The organism is Pseudomonas sp. JC1203 (assembly GCF_056175065.1).
Map to the genome: position 1 here is coordinate 16,400 of NZ_JBWCAM010000007.1, position 20,468 is coordinate 36,867.

The 20,468-nt window shown below is 67.2% G+C and carries 14 protein-coding genes; 7 read left to right on the forward strand and 7 right to left on the reverse strand.

Annotated elements, in window-relative coordinates:
- Positions 1-13 precede the first annotated feature (13 nt).
- The 4 genes from AC0SZ7_RS12240 to folD are packed head-to-tail and all read left to right on the forward strand — an operon-like array spanning position 14 to position 6,408.
- Positions 14-1,381 (forward strand): NAD(P)-binding domain-containing protein, encoded by a 1,368-nt coding sequence (locus AC0SZ7_RS12240; protein ID WP_475504645.1) that lies wholly within the window; start codon positions 14-16, stop codon positions 1,379-1,381.
- Between the two features lie 4 nt (positions 1,382-1,385).
- The gene (locus AC0SZ7_RS12245; RefSeq protein ID WP_475504646.1) at positions 1,386-3,725 is read left to right on the forward strand and encodes a DUF1989 domain-containing protein; all 2,340 of its coding nucleotides are present in this window, start codon (positions 1,386-1,388) and stop codon (positions 3,723-3,725) included.
- Between the two features lie 60 nt (positions 3,726-3,785).
- Positions 3,786-5,465 carry an APC family permease gene (locus AC0SZ7_RS12250; RefSeq protein ID WP_475504647.1) on the forward strand — a complete coding sequence of 560 codons (1,680 nt, stop codon included), beginning with the start codon at positions 3,786-3,788 and terminating at the stop codon, positions 5,463-5,465.
- 58 nt (positions 5,466-5,523) lie between these two features.
- The gene (gene folD, locus AC0SZ7_RS12255) at positions 5,524-6,408 is read left to right on the forward strand and encodes a bifunctional methylenetetrahydrofolate dehydrogenase/methenyltetrahydrofolate cyclohydrolase FolD (RefSeq protein WP_475504648.1); all 885 of its coding nucleotides are present in this window, start codon (positions 5,524-5,526) and stop codon (positions 6,406-6,408) included.
- A 6-nt stretch (positions 6,409-6,414) separates the two neighbouring features.
- Here the strand turns inward: folD and AC0SZ7_RS12260 are convergent, their stop codons facing one another.
- From AC0SZ7_RS12260 to AC0SZ7_RS12280, 5 genes are all read right to left on the reverse strand, one after another.
- Positions 6,415-7,011 (reverse strand): undecaprenyl-diphosphatase, encoded by a 597-nt coding sequence (locus AC0SZ7_RS12260; protein ID WP_475504649.1) that lies wholly within the window; start codon positions 7,009-7,011, stop codon positions 6,415-6,417.
- Positions 7,012-7,288: 277 nt separating this feature from the next.
- On the reverse strand, positions 7,289-8,554 hold the full coding sequence (locus AC0SZ7_RS12265) for a neutral/alkaline non-lysosomal ceramidase N-terminal domain-containing protein (RefSeq protein ID WP_475504650.1): 1,266 nt from the start codon (positions 8,552-8,554) through the stop codon (positions 7,289-7,291).
- A complete protein-coding gene (locus tag AC0SZ7_RS12270) occupies positions 8,551-10,113 on the reverse strand; it encodes a tannase/feruloyl esterase family alpha/beta hydrolase (RefSeq protein WP_475504651.1) in 1,563 nt (520 codons plus the stop codon). Before AC0SZ7_RS12270 ends, AC0SZ7_RS12265 begins: the two co-directional genes overlap by 4 nt.
- Positions 10,114-10,134: 21 nt before the next feature.
- Positions 10,135-11,433, reverse strand: coding sequence for an ATP-binding protein (locus AC0SZ7_RS12275; protein ID WP_475504652.1), 1,299 nt, complete (start codon positions 11,431-11,433; stop codon positions 10,135-10,137).
- Between the two features lie 166 nt (positions 11,434-11,599).
- On the reverse strand, positions 11,600-12,340 hold the full coding sequence (locus AC0SZ7_RS12280; protein WP_475504653.1) for a GntR family transcriptional regulator: 741 nt from the start codon (positions 12,338-12,340) through the stop codon (positions 11,600-11,602).
- Positions 12,341-12,455: 115 nt separating this feature from the next.
- On the opposite strand from AC0SZ7_RS12280, the gene pcaB reads away from it, so the two are divergent.
- The 3 genes from pcaB to AC0SZ7_RS12295 all read left to right on the forward strand — a co-directional run bounded on the left by pcaB (position 12,456) and on the right by AC0SZ7_RS12295 (position 15,875).
- Positions 12,456-13,811, forward strand: a complete 1,356-nt coding sequence (pcaB, locus tag AC0SZ7_RS12285) for a 3-carboxy-cis,cis-muconate cycloisomerase (protein WP_475504654.1) — start codon at positions 12,456-12,458, stop codon at positions 13,809-13,811.
- Positions 13,812-13,880: 69 nt separating this feature from the next.
- Positions 13,881-15,179, forward strand: coding sequence for a cation:dicarboxylate symporter family transporter (locus tag AC0SZ7_RS12290; RefSeq protein WP_475504655.1), 1,299 nt, complete (start codon positions 13,881-13,883; stop codon positions 15,177-15,179).
- Positions 15,180-15,461: 282 nt separating this feature from the next.
- The gene (locus AC0SZ7_RS12295; protein ID WP_475504656.1) at positions 15,462-15,875 is read left to right on the forward strand and encodes a PA0061/PA0062 family lipoprotein; all 414 of its coding nucleotides are present in this window, start codon (positions 15,462-15,464) and stop codon (positions 15,873-15,875) included.
- A gap of 13 nt (positions 15,876-15,888) precedes the next feature.
- Here AC0SZ7_RS12295 and bcsC read toward each other — a convergent pair whose 3' ends face one another.
- Positions 15,889-19,365, reverse strand: a complete 3,477-nt coding sequence (gene bcsC, locus AC0SZ7_RS12300) for a cellulose synthase complex outer membrane protein BcsC (RefSeq protein ID WP_475504657.1) — start codon at positions 19,363-19,365, stop codon at positions 15,889-15,891.
- Complete coding sequence (gene bcsZ, locus AC0SZ7_RS12305) at positions 19,353-20,468, reverse strand: cellulose synthase complex periplasmic endoglucanase BcsZ (protein WP_475504658.1); 1,116 nt, start codon at positions 20,466-20,468, stop codon at positions 19,353-19,355. Before bcsZ ends, bcsC begins: the two co-directional genes overlap by 13 nt.

The following is a 20,468-nucleotide window of genomic DNA, read 5'->3' on the forward strand; positions in this document are numbered from 1 at the left end:
GAGAGCCAAGACCATGACCCTACGTGTGGCAATCATCGGCGCCGGCCCCTGCGGCCTGGCGCAACTGCGCGCCTTCCAGTCCGCCCGCGACCAGGGCGCCGCCATCCCCGAGCTGGTGTGCTTCGAGAAGCAGCGCGACTGGGGCGGCATGTGGAATTACACCTGGCGCACCGGCCTGGACGAACACGGCGAGCCGGTGCACGGCAGCATGTACCGCTACCTGTGGTCCAACGGCCCGAAAGAGTGCCTGGAGTTCGCCGACTACAGCTTCGAGGAACACTTCGGCCGCGCCATCGGTTCGTACCCGCCGCGCGAGGTGCTGTGGGACTACATCAAGGGCCGCGTGGAAAAGGCCGGGGTGCGCGACTACATCCGCTTCAGCCACGTGGTGCGCCAGGTGAGCTACGACGAGGCCAGCCAGCAATTCAGCGTCACCGTGCATGACCACGGCCAGGACCGCGTGTACAGCGAGGCCTTCGACTACGTGATCACCGCCTCCGGGCATTTCTCCACGCCCTCGGTGCCCCATTTCGAAGGCTTCGAGCGCTTCGGCGGGCGTATTCTCCACGCCCACGATTTTCGTGACGCACTGGAGTTCAAGGGCAAGGACCTGCTGATCATCGGCAGCAGCTACTCGGCCGAGGACATCGGCTCGCAGTGCTACAAATACGGCGCGCGCAGCATCACCAGCTGCTACCGCAGCGCGCCCATGGGCTATGCCTGGCCGGACAATTGGGAAGAAAAGCCGCTGCTCAAGCGCGTGGAGGGCAACCGTGCCTGGTTCATCGATGGCAGCCACAAGCACATCGACGCGATCATTCTGTGCACTGGCTACAAGCACCATTTCCCGTTCCTGCCCGATGCGCTGTGCCTCAAGACCGACAACCGCCTGTGGCCGCGCAACCTCTACCAGGGCATTTTCTGGGAGGCCAACCCGCGCCTGCTGTACCTGGGCATGCAGGACCAGTGGTACTCGTTCAACATGTTCGATGCCCAGGCCTGGTATGCCCGCGACGTGATCCTGGGGCGCATCGCCCTGCCCGCGCCGGCCGCCATGCACGCCCACGGCGAGGCCTGGCACCAGCGCGAGCAGGCGCTGGAAACCGCCCAGCAGATGTTCGAGTTCCAGGGCGCGTACATCCAACAGTTGGTGCAGGCCACCGATTACCCGGACTTCGACATTGCCGCGGTCAACCAGACGTTCCTGCACTGGAAGCACGACAAGGCCCGCGACATCATGGGCTACCGCGACAAATCCTACCGCTCGCTGATGACCGGCACCCAGTCGCCGCCCCACCACACGCCATGGCTGCTGGCGCTGGACGACTCCATGGCCGCCTACCTGGGCGAGCCGGCCGCGCCCATCAAGTCGGTGGGCTGAAACCATGAACGCACCGATCATCTCACGCCCCCACGAGCCGGGGCTGTTCGCCCGGGCGCCGAACCTGGAACGCTACCGGGTGGCGGCCGGCGGCCTGACGCTGGTAGCGTTGCAGGCCGGCGACACGCTGCAGATCATAGACCTCGAAGGCTTGCAGGCCTGCGAGTTGCTGGTGATTGATGGCCAGGGCCGCGACGCCCTGGCCCAGTGGGCCTTGGCCAGCGCCCCGGCCGGTGCCTTCATTCACCCGCGCCTGGCCGACGGCAGCCCCCAGGCCCGGCGCCTGCTGGCCGCCTTGCATAAACGCGGGGTGGCGCCCGGGCAACTGCCGGCCGCCGCGCAATTGTGGGCGGCCGAAACCCCGGCCGGGTTCAGCCGCCAGTTCATCGCCAGCGACGCGCTGCTGGTGCTGGTGGGCGCGCCGGCGCAGGCCGCAAGCGTGGCGCAGCAACTGCGCGGCAGCGAGCTGCGCCTGTGCATCGAGCGCGCGGCGCAACCGCTGCTGTGGGTACCGCCGCTGCCCGAGCCGCTGGGCGAGGTGCTGGACGAATTCACCCTGCGCCCCGGCACCGCGCACAGCTACACCCTGCAAAAAGGCCAGTACCTGCAGGTGCTGGACGTGGCGGGCCGGCAGTGCTCGGACATGGTCGCCCTGGACCGTCGCGCCCTGGACCGCGGGCAGTTGCTGGACCTGGACCAGACCGTCACGCGCACCCTCAACGGCACCGCCTACCCTGCGCCGGGGCTGTTCTCGCGGTTCTTCGACCGGCACATGCAGCCTATGCTGCAAGTGGTGCAGGACACCGTGGGCCGCCACGACGCCTTCGCCCTGGCGTGCGCCGCGCGCTATTACGAAAGCCAGGGCTATTTCGGGCACGACAACTGCAGCGACAACCTCAGCGCGGTGCTGCAGCCGTTCGGCGTGGAAGCGCAGCCGTGGCCGGCGATCAATTTTTTCTACAACACCCACATCGACGCCCACCAGCAGCTGACCCTGGACGAGCCGTGGTCGCGGCCCGGCGACTTCGTGCTGCTGCGCGCCATGACCGACCTGGTGTGCGCCAGCACCTCGTGCCCCGATGACATCGACCCGGCCAATGGCTGGAACCCCACGGACATTCATGTTCGCGTCTACAGCGACAAGGAGCGCTTCTCTATCGCCATGGCCAGCCGACCCACTGCCGACGCCGACCCCGTGATGACCCGCGAATCGGCCTTCCACCCGCGCACCAGCGCCCTCACCCGCCAGTTCAGCGACTACCGCAGCTGGTGGCAGCCGCTGCGCTACGACGGCTTCGGCGCCATCGACGAGTACTACGGCTGCCGCGAGCGGGTGGCGGTCATGGACCTTACCGCGCTGCGCAAATTCGAGATCATCGGCCCCGACGCCGAAGCCCTGCTGCAGTACTGCCTGCCCCGCGACGTGCGGCGCCTGGCAATCGGCCAGGTGGTGTATTCGGCGCTGTGCCACGAACACGGCGGCATGCTCGACGACGGCACCCTGCTGCGCCTGGGCCAGGACAATTTCCGCTGGATAGGCGGCGACGACTACGCCGGCACCTGGCTGCGCGAGCAGGCCCAGCGCCTGGGCATGAAGGTGTGGGTGAAAAGCGCCAGCGAGACCATCCACAACCTCTCGGTGCAAGGCCCGCGCAGCCGTGAGCTGCTGCGCCAGATGGTCTGGACCCCGGGCACCCAGCCCGCCCTGGAAGACCTGGGCTGGTTCCGCTTCCTGGTCGGGCGCCTGGATGGCCACGATGGCTGTCCATTGATGGTCTCGCGCACGGGATACACCGGCGAGCTGGGCTATGAACTGTGGTGCCAGCCCGAGCACGCCCTGCAGGTGTGGGACCGCCTCTGGCAACTTGGCGCGCCGCTGGGCCTGGTACCGCTGGGCCTGGAGGCGCTGGACATGCTGCGTATCGAGGCCGGGCTGATTTTCGCCGGCTTTGAATTCTGCGACCAGACCGACCCGTTCGAGGCCGGCATCGGCTTCAGCGTGCCGCTGAAAAGCAAGACCGACGATTTCATCGGCCGCGACGCCCTGCTGCGCCGCAGCGCCCACCCTACCCACAAGCTGGTCGGGCTGCTGCTCGATGGCAACGAGAGTGCCCACCACGGCGACCCGGTGTACCACGGCCGCGCCCAGGTGGGGGTGGTCACCAGCGCCTGCCGCTCGCCGCTGCTGGGCCGCTGCATTGCCCTGTGCCGGGTGGACGTGAGCTACAGCGCGCCGGGCCAGGCGCTGCAGGTGGGCAAGCTGGACGGTTTACAGAAGCGCCTGGACGCGCAAGTCACCGCACCGATCTTCTACGACCCGGAGAAACAGCGGGTACGCGCCTGATTCACTTTTCCCGGCACCTTTGCTGACTGCCCTCACTCAACCAGTTACGGGATCATCACCATGGAAGCGACAACGTTCCAAGACGTGCCGCAAGCCGACCAGACGGTCGGCAGCCTGCAGCGCAAGATTGATTGGCGAGGGGCCTTCTGGGTGGCCAGCGGCGTACCGGCGCTGGTGCTGTTTTCCATCGGCGCCATTGCCGCCACCGTGGGCAAGCCGGCCTGGATCGTGTGGATCGTGTCGATCCTGTTCGGCTTTATCCAGGCGTTCACCTACGCCGAGATCGCCGGGCTGTTCCCGCACAAGTCCGGCGGCGCCTCGGTGTACGGCGCGGTGGCCTGGGTGCGCTACAGCAAGCTGATCGCACCGGTGTCGGTGTGGTGCAACTGGCTGGCCTGGAGCCCGGTGCTGTCCATCGGTTCAGGCCTGGCGGCGGGGTATATCCTCACCGCGCTGTTCGCCCCCGACGCGGCCATCAACACCTGGCAACTGACGCTGGTGAACCTTGACTGGGTCAAGGCTGGCCTGGCCTTGCGGATCAACGCCACCTTCCTGATTGGCGCGGTGATTCTGCTGGGCGTGTTCGCCGTGCAGCACGGCGGCATCCTGCGCTCGGCGCGCCTGACCCTGGTGCTGGGCCTCACGTCGCTGATTCCGCTGTTGCTGGTGGGCGTGGTGCCGCTGGTCACCGGCGACGCCACCCAGGCCAACTTCCTGCCGCTGTTCCCGCTGGCCCATGACGCCGCCGGCAACGTGGTGGATGGCGCCTGGGACCTGTCGGGGTGGTCGCTGATGGCCGGCGGGCTGTTCATGGCCGCCTGGTCCACCTACGGTTTCGAGACGGCGGTGTGCTACACCCGCGAGTTCAAGGACCCCAAGCGCGACACTTTCAAGGCGATATTCTACGCCGGCCTGCTGTGCATACTGGTGTTTACCCTGGTGCCCATGGCGTTCCAGGGCAGCCTTGGCCTGGGCCAGTTGGTGACGCCGGCAGCGCTGGACGCCAGCGGCGCGGTGGTGACCCCGGCGGTGTACAGCGGCCTGCTGTCGCCCGCCATCTACAGCGGCATGGGCGTGGGCCAGGCCATGGCCGACAGCCTGGGCGGCGGCAAGCTGGTGGCCAACGTGGTGCTGATCATGCTGGTGCTGGCGACGCTGCTGGCGATCATGACCTCCATGTCCGGCTCCTCGCGCACCCTCTACCAGGCTTCGGTGGATGGCTGGCTGCCGCGCTACCTGGGGCGAACCAATGAACATGGCGCGCCCACCGCAGCCATGTGGACGGACCTGGGTTTCAACCTGCTGCTGTTGCTGATGTCCGATTACGTGTTCGTGCTGGCGGCGTCCAACGTCAGCTACATCATCTTCAACTTCCTCAACCTCAACGCCGGCTGGATTCACCGCCTCGACCGCCCCACGTGGTCGCGCCCCTACAAGGCCCCGGCGCTGCTGCTGGGCATGGGCGCGCTGCTGAGCTTCGTCAACCTGGCATGCATGGGCCTGGGCGCCGACATCTGGGGCAGCGGCACCTTGTTCACCGGCGTGCTGCTGGCGCTGCTGATCGTGCCGGTGTTCCTGTTCCGCCATTACGTGCAGGACAAGGGCCGGTTCCCGGCAGCCATGCTCAGTGACCTGCACCTGCAGGCCGACGATAGCGTGCGCCGCGCCGGGGTTCTGCCCTACGTGACGCTGATTGCCGGGGTACTGGTGGTTTACGCCTGCCACCGTTTGGTGGCATAACCTCACACGCTTAGGGGAGCCTGGCTCCCCCTTTTTTCCTCCTGCCAAGGAACACCCCATGAACAGTTCCCTGAAAATGGCCCGGGATATCGACGGCAAGGCCATGGCCGCCATCGTCCTCGACGAAGTCGCCGCCCAGGTGCGCGAACTGGCCGCGCAAGGCATTCACCCGGCGCTGGCCGTGGTGCTGGTGGGCGACGACCCAGCCAGCCACGTGTACGTGCGCAACAAGATTCTGCGCGCCGGCGAGGTGGGCATCCGCTCGGTGGAACGCCGCCTGCCGGCCGAGTGCAGCGAGGCGCAGCTGCTGGCGGTTATCGCCGAACTCAACGCCGACCCCACCGTGCACGGCATTCTGGTGCAGCTGCCGGTGCCGGCGCACATCAACGAACAGGCGGTGATCCACGCCATTGACCCGCGCAAGGACGTCGACGGTTTTCACCGCGAGAACGTCGGCGGCCTGGTGCAAGGCCATGAAGTGCTGACACCCTGCACCCCCAGCGGCTGCATGCGCCTGCTGGAGCAGACCTGCGGCGACCTCAGCGGCAAGCACGCGGTGGTCATCGGCCGCTCCAACATCGTCGGCAAGCCCATGGCCACTCTGTTGCTGCAGGCACACTGCTCGGTGAGCATCGTCCACTCGCGCAGCGTCGACGCCCCGGCCCTGTGCCGCCTGGCCGACATCGTGGTAGCCGCCGTGGGCAAGCCGCGCATGATCGACGCCAGTTGGTTGAAACCGGGCGCGGTGGTCATCGACGTCGGCATCAACCGCATCGACACCCCACAGGGGCCGCGCCTGGTGGGCGATGTCGACTACGACAGCGCGCGCCTGGTGGCCAGCGCCATCACCCCGGTGCCGGGCGGCGTGGGGCCGATGACCATTGCCTACCTGTTGAAGAACACCGTAGAGGCAGCAGGACGGCTAGGCGGCACTTCCCAGTAACGTTCTCTACCGGCACACCCATCCGCGGGCAATGGCCGGCGCGAATACGCGCCGGTGCATGGCCTCGAGCATATCCAGCAACCGGCGCTGCAAGGCCGCCGCGTGCAACACCGCCACCACCAGCCAATAGCAGGCCACGGCCACTACCAGCGAACCTGCGATGTCGAACGGAAAGTGCACGCCCAGGTAGATCCGCGCCAGCCCCACCAGCACCCCCAACGCCAACAGCAGGCCACCCAGGGCCTTCTCACAGGTGCACAGCGCCAGCCCCACGGCGAAGAACACCACCGCGTGGTCACTGGGGAAGGACGTCTCGGCGGCATGCGCCAAGTAGGTGTGCCCGAGGGGAATCATGAACGGTCGCGGGTGCATGAAGAGCAGGCCGATCAGCACGTTGCAGCACAGCGCCAGCCCTGTGGTCTGCGCGGCCATCAGCACCGCCGCACGCCGTTGGCGCGAGCCCCACAACCACAGCGCCAACAGCAACACGGCCACCCCGCCAATCAGCCACTGAGCGATGGCGGTCGCCACCATCAGCATGATTTCGGGCGGGTGTTCGCCGGCATTGAGCCACATGAACAGCGCGCGGTTGAGGCCTTCCATCGGTACGGCTCCAGCGAATAGGAAATGAGATGACACTTCGCCAGCATGATTGGACGGTAGTCAAAACGAGGTGAAGGCACCGTCAACAACGCGGTTTCTGTAGCGAGCCCGGACGCAGCCTGCGGCAGCTGCTACGGGGATGTGCGCACCCCCATCCCGGCAACACGGTTCCTGTAGCAGCGGCCGCAGGCCGCGTCCAAGGCAGCGACCGCAGCGAACCCGGACGCTGCCTGCGGCAGCTGCTACAGGGGTGTGTGCAACCCGCTGAAGACAGGCGTCAGTGCGACAGGGCTTTGAGCAACGCTTCGGCACCGCCCTTGGCATAAGGCGAACTCATGGCCTCGTAGGTGATGCGCTCGTAGCTGCCGGCATCCGGCAAGTATTTGGCGGCGCCATTGACCATGGTGGCCACCAGCGTGTGGGCGAAAGCAGACCGTTCGCGCAGGGCCACCCCGGTCTGGCTGGACAGTTCCACCTGCACGCCGATGATGCCGATGTCACCTACCCTGACCGTCCAATACGGCACCTGCACCGGCCCCGTGGCCTGGAACGCGTAGGTCTTGCTGGGGTGCTTGGACGCCGCCTGAGGGTTGGAGGCCTGGCCGGTAACGGCCACGCTGGCGGCGTTCACCGCCAGCACAGGGTTGGCTGGCAGGGTGCGTATTTGCTGGGCAACCCGCACGGCCTCGCTACCCAGGCGTTCACCCAGCAGGCGCACCAGCAGGAACCCGGCTTCGTGGGCATCGCCGCCCTGCCCCACGGCGCTCAGGTAAGGCGCCTGGTCGCCCGCCGCGCCCACCAGGAACAGCGCCACCGCCTGTTTGCCCAATTGCTGCTCGACGTGGGCCATGGCCGCACCGGCAAGGTCAGCGGTAATGGCCTTGCCGCCCGCCGCCAGGGTGGACTCGTTCATGATGGACGATTGCACCGCGTAGTTGACGATCACCGCGATTGGTTGATGGTTGGCGCCATCGAAGCGCACCACGCCCACGGTCTTGTCCGAGGGCCCGGCGTCGTTGGCACCCAGCCACCAGCCAGCGGCCGTGGGCAGGTCGCGGTTGACGTTGACGCTGCTGGTGCCGCTGCCATAACCCAGGGTGGCCGGCTGCAGGTTGGCGGAGGCCTGGGCGGCCGCCGCTGCCACCGCCTGCTGCAGCGCCTGGCCCATGCGCTGCTTGCGTGCCTGCTCGGCCGCATCCGCGCCTGGCCCCTGCAAGTGCGGGGTAGAGAACGTATGGCTGGCCGACACCAGCACATCGCTGGCCGCCACCTGCGCCTCACGGGCCACTGCGGCTTGCACCTGGGCAACCAGGTCGGCAGACATCGAGGTCATGTCCACGGTCACCAGCGCGATGCGCCGGGTGTCGTTGGCCAGGACGATGGCACGCACATACAGCGGGTCGTGCACACTGACAAAGCCATCCACCGGCAGGTCGGCGGCAATGATGGCAATCGCCGCCTTGCCGGCACCGGCACTCAGCCCCGCGGCGTGAGCACCGACGCTCAGCAGCAACGCCGCCAGCAAAAGCCAGCCGCGCTTCATGGCGTCACGCAGGCGAAGCTCTGCGCCTGGTCCATCGGGCCCTTGCCGTCGTAGCGCGCTACTTGTGGGTAGGCGCACAGCGGACGGGTACGCACCACTTTGCCTTCTTCCACCCGCGCGGCGACGATGCGCTGCGGCGCCACGCCGTGGCTGACCCAGGCGTCGAGGTTGCCCAGCTTGTCGAAGGTGTCGCAGCCTTCGCCGCCGTAACAGTGGCCCATGCCCGGCACGGTGAACAGGCGCGCCGAGGCGCGGGTCTGGTCACCGGCATCACGCAGCACCGCCTGGTAGTAGCCGGCGAGTTCCTCGGGGTTGTGGAAGTCATTCCAGCCCACGTACATCAACAGTTTGCCGCCATGGGCGAAGAAGGGTTTCAGGTCGCTGTCCACGTGCAGCAGCGGGCCCAGCTTCGCCACGGCGTCGTTGATGGTCTTGTCCCAGTCAAGCGTGCCCCAGTCCCAGTTCGGGTCCTGGAAGGCGGCGTACTGGAACAGGTCCAGGGCCACGGGGAACGGCTTGCCGTCGGCGAATTCGCCGAGTTGCGCTTCACTGCCCTTGGCCGGCCCCTGGAAAATCCTTTCGCCGGTGCGCGGGTTGACCGGCCCGGTGTACACCTGCTGCATCAGCTTGACCTGCGCGGTGGTCAGGCAGTCAGCGGTTTCAGCGCCCTTGCACTGCAGTTGCTCGGGGGTAAAGCTGCAGCGGTCCGGTTCCTCGATAAAGCCTTGCTGGCGGCCGACGGGTGTCGCGCAAGCCTGCCGGGCAGCCTTGCCGACCATTTCGAACTTGGCCTTGGTCATGTTCACGCCAGGGTTCTGCTTGATCAGCCAACTGGTCCAGAGTTGCGCGGCGTTGAACTTCACCAGCGGGTTGGGCGGCGCGCCCGCGACGATGCCGTCGTAGTCGTGCGGGAACCGCTTGGCCTCGATCAGCCCTTCCAGGCCGCCCAGCGAACAGCCCACCCAGTACGAGCGCGTCGGCTTGCGGCCGTAGTACGCCTGGATCAGCGCCTTGGCGTGCACGGTCATCAGGTGGTCGGCGCGCCAGCTGTAATCCACCAGCTTTTCCGGGTGGCCCAGGGCAAAGCGCCCGCCCTTGCCGGCTTCGGTAGTACCGTCGTGGCCGGTATCGTTGGCCGCCACCGCGTAGCCCTGCTCCAGGCCGCTGAGCATACCGGGGTACATCAACGCGCCGCCCCAGCCGAAGCTGCCGACGCCAAGGAACTTGCCGTTCCAGCCCTTCAGCGGCAGCCACACCTCCACCTTGATGTCGGAGTCACTGCTGGGCTTGAGCGTGGCCGCGATCTGGCAGAACGCCGGGTTGGGGCCATTGGTGATGCGCCCGGTGGGGCTCATGCCGGGCGCTTTCGCCAGCTGGGACAAGGGGTTCTGCGGCATCACGTAGGTGCCAGCGGCAACCACCTGCGCCCGGGTGATGGTGGCGTCGGGCAACGCCTGCGCCGCCAGGGCTGCACAGGTGTCGCTGGCATGGGCGCCAGCAGCCAGGGTCAGGCCCAGCAGGCCGGCAGCCAGTGCCGCGCCGCGAACGATGTAGGTCATGGGGCTAGCCTCGGGAAGAATTCAGCAGAAGACAATGCGTGCCACCAGGCCGTGGGGCACGCGGTTGAACAGGGTCAGGGTGCCGTTGTGCGCCTGGACGATGTCGTTGACGATGGACAGCCCCAGGCCGACGCTGCCGGGACGGTCACTGCGCGAGGGGTCCAGGCGGAAGAAAGGTTCGATGACGTCCTTGAGGCGCTCCGGCGCAATGCCCGGGCCGTTGTCGGCCACCTCGACGGTGATCACCCCCTCCACCACCGTGGCGCTGACCGCGACCTGGGTGGCGAAGCCCAGGGCGTTGTCGATGAGGTTGCACATCACCCGCTGGATGGCGTCCGGGCGGCATTGGAAGCGCAACTGCAGCGGGCCGTCGTAGGCGATGTGCGCCCCGGCATCCTCGTAGTCGTCGCACAGGGTGGACAGCAGCGCGCCCAGGTCCAGCCATTCCTTTTTCTCGGTCTGCGAGCTGCTGCTCAGGTACGCCAGCGCCGAGGACACCATGGTCTGCAGCAGGCTGATATCGCGGATCAGCTTTTCGCGGGAGATCTCCTTGCGGTCGGTTTCCAGCTGCAGGCGCATGCGCGTCAGCGGCGTGCGCAGGTCATGGCTGACCGCCGCGAGCATGCGCGTGCGGCCTTCGATGGAGGCGGTGATGCGCTGTTGCATCAGGTTGAAGGCATGGGCGGCACGGCGGATCTCCAGCGGCCCTTCTTCGACGATGGGCGCCACCACGATATCGCGGCCAAACGCCTCGGCCTGGTCGGACAGGCGCCGCAACGGCCGCACCACGCGCCAGGCGGCCCACGCCGACAGCGCGGCGACGCCTACGCACAGGAACAGCAAGGCGCCGAAGAACGGGAATGATAGCCGCGGCGGTTCGCGCTCGATCCGCAGGGTGCGCACCTCCAGGGTGTTGGCGCCCAACGGCATGAGTATCTGGATATCGGGCTCGCCCACGGCGCGCTTGCAGGCATGCGTGGTGATCGGCAGGCCGGGTCCCAGCTCGGCCTGCAACGTGGCCTGCAGGTCGCGGGAGTTGAGGTTGCTGTCCGGGCACGGCGTCACCGTCGGCTGCAACGTCATCCGCAGCCCCATGGCCTGGGCGGCGCCCAGCATCTGCTGGCGCTGGTCAGCGGGGGTCACGCGCAGCATCTGCACCATGCTGGCCACGCGGTAGGTGGTCTGCCAGGGCCACGGTGGGCTGGGCGGGCCGCCCGGTACGAACAGCAGGGTAATGAAAATCAGGAAAGTAACCACCGACGAGCCAGCGACAATCGCCAGGATCTGCCCGCGGATGGTGCCGAAGTGGCGCAGTATCATAGGTCCGTCATGGAAGGCTGGTTCAAAGGGCTGCTACCGTGAATGAGGTGGTTGAACGTCGGCAGCTGGAGTGTGCGCCACCTTGGCGGTGCCGCGCACCGCCATTGCATGTCAGGGTGGATACTTTCCCACTATAGACCGCCAGCCTGGCCAACCTTCAGCGCAATCACGCCTCCGGTGCCTTCTCCCGGCGCATTTGCGTCACCAGCGTGAAGCGATCCGCCGGGTGCAGGGTCTCCGAGACCGCCATGGTCACCCCCGCCTCGTCCCGGTACTGGCGCAGGATGTTCAACCCTGGCGAGCCTGGCTCGGCGTGCAGGTGCCGGGCGATGTCCGGCGCCAGCACCACGGCGCGCACCTGTTGATCGACCACACCGATGGGCCGGCCAAAATGCTGCTCGATCAGCCCGGCGATCAATTGCTCGGGGTATTTTTCCGCCAGCGCGATGACGGCGTCGTACTGCGCATGGGCGTACACGTCGGTCCAGCACAGCGGCGCCAAGGCATTGGCGCGGTCCACCCGAATGCTCGACACGCAGAAATAATGCTCGCCGGGCACCAGCCCCAGCCGCTGGGCCTGGGCAGTGTCGGCGACGAAGTGGGCCACCTGCTGAATGCTGCGCACATGGGTGTCGGCCAGGTGCGCCAGGTCCGCGACGGTAGCCAGGGACTGGGAGTAGCCGCCCTGGGGTGAGGCCGCCTCGACGCGGGTGCCGACCTTCTTGCGCCGCGAGACCATGCCCTGGGTCTGCAGTTGGGTGATAGCCGCACGCACCGTGTGGCGGCTGACCTCATACAGCTCGCACAGCTCGAACTCGGTGGGCAACAGCGTGCCTACCGGATAGCGCCCGTCCGCAATCGCATTCATCAAATCCTTTGCCACCACTGCGTAGCGCGTCCCGCTCATACCTTTTGTCAGCCCTGGCTGTTTTTCAAGTTGACAGTGTATCAGCCAGGGCGCAAGAATTATGTCCGGACATATCAGTTATGTCCGGTCAATAACAACATTTCAGGATCATCCCATGTCCACCACCGTTTTCGACTCCGCCCTGTTCCGCGACATGTTCGGCACCGCCGAAATGCGCAACGTGTTTTCTGACCAAGCCTTGATCGAACGCTACATCGAAGTGGAAGTGGCGCTGGCTCGCGCCGAGGCGCGCTGCGGGGTGATCCCGGCCGAGGCCGCCGAGCAGATCGCCGCGCGGTCCAGCTTCGCCGCCCTGGACATGGCGCTGATGCAGCACGAGACGGAGATCGTCGGCTACCCGATCCTGCCGCTGGTGGAGCAACTGTCGAAAATCTGCGGTGAGGCCGGCCGCTACGTGCACTGGGGCGCCACCACCCAGGACATCATGGACACCGCCGTGGTATTGCAGGTGCGCGCTGCGCTGGCCCTGGTGGAACGTGATATCCAGGCCGTGCGCGGGCTGCTGGCCGACCTGGCCAAGCGCTACCGCGACACGCCGATGGCCGGCCGCACCCACCTGCAACACGCCCTGCCGATCACGTTCGGCTACAAGTGCGCGGTGTGGCTGAGCATGTTCGACCGCCACGCCGAGCGCCTGGTGGAGCTGCGCCCGCGGGTAGAAGTGGGCCAGTTCGCCGGCGCCGCCGGCACCCTCGCCTCCCTGGGCGACAAGGGCCTGGAGGTGCAACAGGCATTGATGGCCGAACTGGGCCTGGGCGTGCCGCAGGCCACTTGGCACGTGGCGCGTGACGGCCTGGCGGAAACCCTGAATTTCCTCGGCCTGGTTACCGGCTCCCTGGGCAAGGTGGCGCTGGACGTGATGATGATGATGACCAGCGAGCTGGGCGAAGTGTATGAACCCTTCGTCAAGGGCCGTGGCGCCAGCAGCACCATGCCGCAGAAGCGCAACCCTATCTCCTGCGAGCTGATGTATGCCGCAGCCAAGGGCGTGCGCCAGCAGGCCGGGCTGATGCTGGACGCGATGATCCAGGACTTCGAACGCTCCACGGGGCCTTGGCAGGCGGAGTGGATCGCCATCCCCGAGGCCTTCGCCCTCAGCGCCGCCTCGCTGGGCCAAGCCAAGTTCATGCTGGCCGGCCTGGAGGTGCGCACCGAGCGCATGCGCAAGAACCTCGACATGACCCAGGGCCTGATCGTCGCCGAGGCGGTGATGATGGGCCTGGCGCCGGCGCTGGGCCGCCAGGTGGCCCACGACGTGGTGTACGCCGCATGCCGCATGGCCAACGAACAGGGCACCAGCCTGCTCGACGCCCTGCTGGCCCAGGGCGAAGCGACCGCCGAACTTGACGTCGAGGAGCTCAAGCGCCTGACCGACCCCGCCAACTACCTGGGACTGGCGCCGCAGATGGTCGACATTGCCCTGGCCCGCGAAGGCGCCGTCAAACGCTGAGCCCGCTGCACGGGCCTGCCCCGGGGTGGGCCCATCCTGCTATTCAATAAAAACAATGAGAGTGCAGACATGTCTACCTCCAGCAAGCCGTTCTACAAGGACCTCACGTTCCAGGTCGTCGCGGCCATGGCCCTGGGTATCGCCTTCGGTTTCATCGCCCCGGAGCTCGCCGCCAGCTTCAAGATACTCGGTGACATTTTCCTCAAGCTGATCAAGACCGCCGTTGCCCCACTGGTGTTCTTCACCGTGGTGCACGGTATTGCCTCGGCCGGCGACATCAAGCGCGTGGGCAAGGTCGGCCTGCGGGCGCTGATCTATTTCGAGCTGGTGTCCACCTTCGCCCTGGCGGTAGGCCTGCTGTGGGGCAACCTGTTGCAGATCGGCTCGGGCATGCACAACGCCCACGCCAGCAGCGCCACGGCGGCAGCCGCCAGCGCCGCCGTGGCCAAGGGGCATGCGCCGGCGTCGACCCTGGATTTTATCTACGGCATCTTCCCGGACAACTTCGTCGGCGCCTTTGCCGGCGGCCAATTGCTACAGGTGCTGGTCATCGCCGTGCTGTTCGGCTTCGCCTTGCTGGCGCTCAAGCCTGAGCGCCGCAGCGTGGTCGAGGACGGCCTGAGCCGCGTCTCGGAATGCTTCTTCGAGTTCATCAACCTGATCATGAAGTTCGCCCCGCTGGGCGCCTTCGGCTCGGTGGCCTATGCGGTGGGCAGCAACGGCACGGCGGTGCTGATGTCGCTGGCGAACCTGGTGCTGATGTTCTACGTGGGCGTGGCGTTCTTCATCTTCGTGGTGCTGGGCGCGGTGTGCCGGTTGTCCGGCTTCAGCCTGTGGCGCTTCCTGAAGTACATCAAGGACGAGGTGTTCATCGTGCTTGGCACGGCGTCTTCGGAAAGCGCCCTGCCCCGGCTGCTGCAGAAACTGGAGAAGTTCGGCTGCTCCAAGCAGAGCGTCGGGCTGGTGCTGCCCACCGGCTACGCTTTCAACCTGGACGGCACCTCGATCTACATGTCCATGTGCGTGCTGTTCATTGCCAACGCCTATGGCGTGCCCCTGACCTGGGAGCAGCAGCTGGGCATCATCGCCATCATGCTGGTGACCTCCAAGGGCGCGGCCGCGGTATCTGGCGGCAGCTTCGTGGTGTTCGCCGCCACCGTCACCGCCATCGGCCAACTACCGGTGGAAGGCCTGGCCTTGCTGTTCGGCGTGTACCGTTTCATGTCCATGGCCATCGCCACCTGCAACACCATCGGCAACAGCGTGGCGACGGTAGTGGTATCGAAATGGTCGGGGGAATTCACCGAGCAGGCGGCGAAAGCCGAGTACACCCGCGTGCTGGGACGCCTGCCAAACGCAGTGTTATGACGGCCCCGTAGCAGCTGCCGCAGGCTGCGTCTTGCATCTCTGGTGCATCAAGCTCACCGCAGCGCCCATGACGCGGCCTGCGGCCGCTGCTACAGGGGCCCTGCGTAGCAGCAACTGGCTGTTGGGCACCTGTAGGAGCGGGCCGTGCCCGCGAAGGTTTACGCAGTATGCCAGGCGATACGCGTTGGATTTGGACGCCGCCTGTGCCGACGCGGCGAGGGCTGCAAAGCGCCCCGCCACAGGCTACGCTACACCCATGACCCCGCCAGAAAGGAAAACCCTATGCCCAGCACCTCCAACGCCCTGAAAACGGCGCTGCCCGCCCTCGCGCTGCTGCTGGCTGCCTGCGCCGCGCCACCCCCGCCACCGGGGCCGGACTTCTCCGTGGTGCGCTTCAGCCACGACAACCCCGATGAAATCGTCGGGCAGAAACTCGATGGCAAGAACACCGAAGACGGAAAATCCTTCAAGGTGAAAGCCGGCTCGCACGACCTGGTCGTGGTGGTGCAGCGCCAGGACACCAACGGCAAGATGCAGTACTGCTTCGCCACCTTGCAGTACGCCAACTTCAAGGATGACGAGGTGTACAACATCCATGAGGACCGCCTGGGCCGCAAGGTGTTCCTGCAGTTGCGCCGCCACACCGAAGTGCTGGCGACCAACGACGGCCCGCTCAACTGCTCACCCGGTAGCTGATGCCCCGCAGGGCTCAGCGCATGTCGGCGTAGGGTGAGATCGGCTCCACTGGCAGCGGCAGGTTGCCCTGCCAGGGGTCGAAGCTGTAGCGCAGGTACAGCAGCGCACGGCTGGGCGCATAGCCCTCGCTGTGCTGCCAGGTTATGCCGCCACCCAGCACCAGGTTGTCCGACAGGCGCCGCTCCAGCAGGCCCTGCACGCGGAAGTTGACGCCATTGCTGCTACTGCCGCTTTTGCTCAGGGTGGGGTCATCCACCAGCGTGTGGCCAGACTGCGCCAACAGGCTTTCCAGGTCGCTGGCGCTGCTGTCCTTGGGGTACAGGTCGCTGCTGGCGATTTTGGCGAACGACCAGCCCACCGAGCTTTCCAGGAACGCCGACCAGTTGGCGTCGCGCCAGGCGAAGTTCACCGGCACGCTCACCGAATAGTACTGCTGCGGGCTGTAGTAGCCGCCCTGCCCCAGCGTCGACTCGCTCAGGTCCTTGTCGTAGCCCATGTACATCAGGGTCAGGCCGGTGCGCACGCGCTCGTCGGCGCGCTCTACCAAGCGGTAGTAGTAGCCGCCCATGGCGCTGCGCCGCTGGTTGTTCTCGACGTTCTCGCCCACCAGCCAATGGCTGCTCAGGCTTGCCCACACGCCGTCCTTGCCGCCCTCGTCGTGGCTCAGGCCCAGGGTGAAACCGTTGGCGGTGACGCCGCCGAACCTGGTGCCGGTGACAGGGTCAGTGGCGCCCGCGTAAGACACCAGCGAGTTGCTCAACGGCCGGCGCGAGGCGGTCAGGCGGTAGCCGACGCTGTCCCAGTCGCCGCTGTAGGTCACCCCGCCCACCCAGTTGGACACGGTGAATTCCTGCGGCGTATGGCCCAGGTCGAAGGCCCAGGTGTCGTCGTGCCAGCCCACGCCCAGCATGGTGCCGTTGACGCTTTGCGCGCCCTTGGCGCAGCCGCCCTGCACCACCGCACACAGGCCGAACTGGTCAGTGCTGGCGAAGCTGCTGACGTCCAGTTGCACCTCTTCGGCCTGCACGAAGCCCTGGCCCTGCGCCACCGGCGCGTCGATGCGCAGGATAGTGGTCTGGGTGCTCAGGTCGGACACGCCCGAGGCGCTGTTGTCGGTGCGCCAGGCGAAGTCGTGGTAGAGGTTCACCGTGGGGTTCTGCTTCTGGTACAGCGCGTCGACGTCGCTGCGAATGCTGCGCGGCAGCCAGTCGTCGCTGTCCTTGGCGCGGCTGGCGGCGGTCATCGCCACGTTGTCGCGCGGTGCCGCCTGCGCGGGGCTGATCAGGCTGGCTGCGGCCATGCTCTGGGCGTAGTAGTCCAGTGCCCGCTGCGGCTCGTCCCGGGCCAGCAGGCGCGCGGCATCACGGTAGGCCAGTGGGTCGGCGGGCCTGGCCTTGAGCAGTTCGGCGAACAGCTGATTGGCGCGCGCCTTGTCGCCCACCGCCGCCCAGGCGTTGGCCAGGCGGCGCTGGAAGGAGACGCTGGCCGGCACCGGCGTAACCACGGTGGCCAGGGTGCGCTTGGCCGCCAGCGGCTGGCCGCGGGCGATCAACACCTCGGCCAGGCCCAGCTGCGCGTCGGCGTTCTGCGGCTCGCTGGCCAGCACCTTGCGGTAGCGGCTTTCCGCCTGGGCCAGGTCTTTGCGCTGCTGCGCCCAGTCGGCCAGGGTCAGGTAGTCATCAAGGGTGGGCGCCTGCAACAGCAGCGCCTCGGCCTGGCTTTCATGCCCGGCGGTGCGCAGGGCCTCGGCCTTGGCCAGCAGTTGCCGGCGCTGCAGGCGCGCCCACAGCTGCTGCATGTTGTCGCTCCAGGCGCCGCGCGGAATCTGTTGCAGGCTGCCCATGGCGTCGCCGTCGCGGTCGGCATCGGCCAGGAACAGGCCATGGGCGTAGCGCGCCTCGGGGTTCTGGCCCTGGCGCTGCAGCAGCAGGCTGAAGCTGTCGTCTGCCTGGGCCGTTTGCCCCAGCGCGCGCTGGGCATTGGCCAGGCGGTACACCAGCCAAGGGTTGTCGGGGTCCAGCGCGCGGGCCTGGGTCAGGGTCTGCGCCACCTGCGCCCAGTCACTGCGGCGGGTGGCGTCGTCGGCCTGGGCGTTGAGGCGGTCCAGGGCCAGGCCCCGGCGCACGCTGAGGAATTCCTGCTGTTCGCGGGGCGGCAGGCTATCGAGGTACTGCTCGGCCTTTTCCGGTGACTGCGCCTGGTACAGCCGCACCAGGCCACGCACCACGCTGGCATTGCCGGGGTCAAGCTTGCGCGCCTGCAGCAGCAGTGCTTCGGCAGTGATGTCATCGGCCTCGCCACGCGCCACGTACGACAAGCCAATCAACGGGCCTGCATCCTTGGGTTGGGCCTGGCGCGCCTGCTGGTAGAAGCGCTTGGCCAGGGCGAACTGTTTGCGCTCCAGGGCCTCGTCGCCCTTCTGCAACAGCATCCACTGGTAGTTGGAGGTCTTCAGGTCCTGCCACTTGGCCATCCAGTAGGTGTCCTGCTCGATGGCCGAGGCTTTGCTGAAGGCGTTGTAGGCGCCCTCGTGCTTGCTCTGGCGCATCAGCGCGATACCCAGCGCGCCCAGCAGGCTGGAGTCCTGGGGGTAGCGCTTGAGGGCAACGCGCAGTTGCGCTTCGGCGCCCGTATTGTCGCCAGCGTCAAGCAACGCCTTGCCCTTGACCCCGGCCTGCCAGGCCGGGTCGGCCAGCAGGTGCTGCTGGTCGTGCAGCTGTTGGGTGGCGGCGGGACGGTACGGGGTGTCCGGGTAGACGTCGAGGAAGGTTTGCCAGGCCAGGGCGGTGTCACGCCCCACCGGCTGCTTGAGCAGGTAGTTGTACTCGCGCTCGGCGGCGTTGGCGGCGGCATTCGGGTCGCCGCCCAATTGGTGCAGCACGGCCAGTGCCTCGCCGTCGCGCTTCTCGGCGAACAGCAGGCCCACCAGCGTCTGGCGCAGGCCGGCGTTGCCGGGGTACAGGCTGTCCAGCGCCCGCAGTTGGTCAATGACCGCAGGGCGCTGTTCCTTGATGCCGCTGCGCACCGTCAGGTATTCCAGGGTGATGGCAAAGTCCGGCATGTCGGCGCCAAACAGCTGCTGGTAGGCCTGTTGGGCGTCCTCGTAGCGGCCGGCGGTGGCCAGCAGGCGTGCCTGCTGCAGGTCCTTCTGGCCGGCGCTGCTCTGCAGCTTCAACAGGTTTTCGGCCTGGTGCAGCGCGGCGGTGCCGGGGACCTGCTGGCGCAGCTGCGCCACCAGCCGCTCGGCGCCGGCCTGGTCCTTGTTCAGCAGTGCCTGGCGCACCTCGGCCACTTTCACTTGCGGGTTGTCCGGGGCAATCAGCTCCAGGCGCGCCAACGAGTCGTGCACCAGGTCTTCGCGGTACAGCGCCTCGCCAAGACGGATTTGCCCCAGCAACCACTGCTGCTGGTCGGGCGGGCTCAGCGGTTGGGCCAGGGCGACCCCATAGACGCTGCTGAGCAGCAGCCCCAAACCCGTCATTTTTTGCATGCGGCAGTCCAGTTCGGCACGAGGTGTCCGTCTTTGTCAAAGCGATAGCGTTGTTGGTCCCAGCCCTGGCCGAACAGCGTCAGCGACTGGTTGTAATAGGCGTCCGCCAGCGGCGGCTGTTGCTTGATGCGTTCGCGCTGGGCAGCCAGGGCGGCTGCGTCTGCGGGGCTGGCCGCCAGCAACGGCAGCAAGGCGGCGCTGAAGCCCACCGGGCCGGTGCCGCTGGCGATGCCGGTAGCGCTGTCGACCTGTTCCGGCACGAAACCCTGGGCGGCGGTCAACTGCACCATGGCGTGCAAGTGCTGCTGCAAGGCGGCGCGGCCCGGCGCATCCGCCGCCAGCATGCCGGCCCAGAGGTAGACGCGAATGGCGTCGTAGCTACCCGCCGCGCCTTTCTGGCTGTCCACCGCCCAACCCTGCCCCTGTTGCCAGCGCTGCCAGTCGGGCACCAGGCCCTTGGGCGCGCCTTCCAGCAGCAGGCGCTGGGTGTTGCCGGCAAGCTCGGCCCAGATCGGTGCCTCGCTGGCAAAGCGCGCCAGCACTTGCGGCGGCAGGTAGCTGGCGTTCAGGCGCCAACCTTCGGCGCTGTCGAAGCCGACATCGCCCGGCAGCAGCATCAGGCCCAGGCCCGGCAGCTTGCGCAGGCTCTGCGCGGCGGTACGCCAGAGCATGTTGCGGCCCAGCGCCAGGTACTCGGGCCGGTGCCACAGGCGCCCAGCTTCAAGCAGGCTGTAGGCCATCCACAGGTCGGCATCGGAGGCATTGTTGCTGTCCAGCACCTGCCAGTGGCCGGCCGGGTCGCGGCCCCATTGCCAGGCCGGCAGCTGGCGGTTGAGGTCGCCGCCAGCCAGGTTGTCCCGGGTCCAGTGCAGCACCTTGGCGAAGCTTGCCGGGTCGTTGCCCAGCAAGGCGAAAAACAGCGCGTAGCTTTGCCCTTCCGAGGTGCTCACCTGCTGCGCACTGGAATGGTCGACCACCCGGCCATCAGGGCTGAGCATGGCCTGGCGGTACTGCTCCCAGGCCGGCCAGGCGCACGCCCCGGCACTGGCGGCAGCGGGTGCTGCAAGGAACCCGGCCAGCGCCAGGGCGGCGAAGGCTTTCAC

Excerpts from the sequence above, each read along its gene's own strand:
- AC0SZ7_RS12270 (WP_475504651.1), bottom strand. The coding sequence starts at position 10,113 with ATGACCTACATCGTTCGCGGCGCGGCACTGGCTGCCGGCCTGCTGGGC.
- AC0SZ7_RS12265 (WP_475504650.1), bottom strand. The coding sequence starts at position 8,554 with ATGAAGCGCGGCTGGCTTTTGCTGGCGGCGTTGCTGCTGAGCGTCGGT.
- folD (WP_475504648.1), top strand. The coding sequence starts at position 5,524 with ATGAACAGTTCCCTGAAAATGGCCCGGGATATCGACGGCAAGGCCATG.
- AC0SZ7_RS12240 (WP_475504645.1), top strand. The coding sequence starts at position 14 with ATGACCCTACGTGTGGCAATCATCGGCGCCGGCCCCTGCGGCCTGGCG.
- AC0SZ7_RS12290 (WP_475504655.1), top strand. The coding sequence starts at position 13,881 with ATGTCTACCTCCAGCAAGCCGTTCTACAAGGACCTCACGTTCCAGGTC.
- bcsC (WP_475504657.1), bottom strand. The coding sequence starts at position 19,365 with ATGCAAAAAATGACGGGTTTGGGGCTGCTGCTCAGCAGCGTCTATGGG.
- AC0SZ7_RS12245 (WP_475504646.1), top strand. The coding sequence starts at position 1,386 with ATGAACGCACCGATCATCTCACGCCCCCACGAGCCGGGGCTGTTCGCC.
- AC0SZ7_RS12280 (WP_475504653.1), bottom strand. The coding sequence starts at position 12,340 with ATGAGCGGGACGCGCTACGCAGTGGTGGCAAAGGATTTGATGAATGCG.
- AC0SZ7_RS12295 (WP_475504656.1), top strand. The coding sequence starts at position 15,462 with ATGCCCAGCACCTCCAACGCCCTGAAAACGGCGCTGCCCGCCCTCGCG.
- AC0SZ7_RS12260 (WP_475504649.1), bottom strand. The coding sequence starts at position 7,011 with ATGGAAGGCCTCAACCGCGCGCTGTTCATGTGGCTCAATGCCGGCGAA.
- AC0SZ7_RS12250 (WP_475504647.1), top strand. The coding sequence starts at position 3,786 with ATGGAAGCGACAACGTTCCAAGACGTGCCGCAAGCCGACCAGACGGTC.
- AC0SZ7_RS12275 (WP_475504652.1), bottom strand. The coding sequence starts at position 11,433 with ATGATACTGCGCCACTTCGGCACCATCCGCGGGCAGATCCTGGCGATT.
- pcaB (WP_475504654.1), top strand. The coding sequence starts at position 12,456 with ATGTCCACCACCGTTTTCGACTCCGCCCTGTTCCGCGACATGTTCGGC.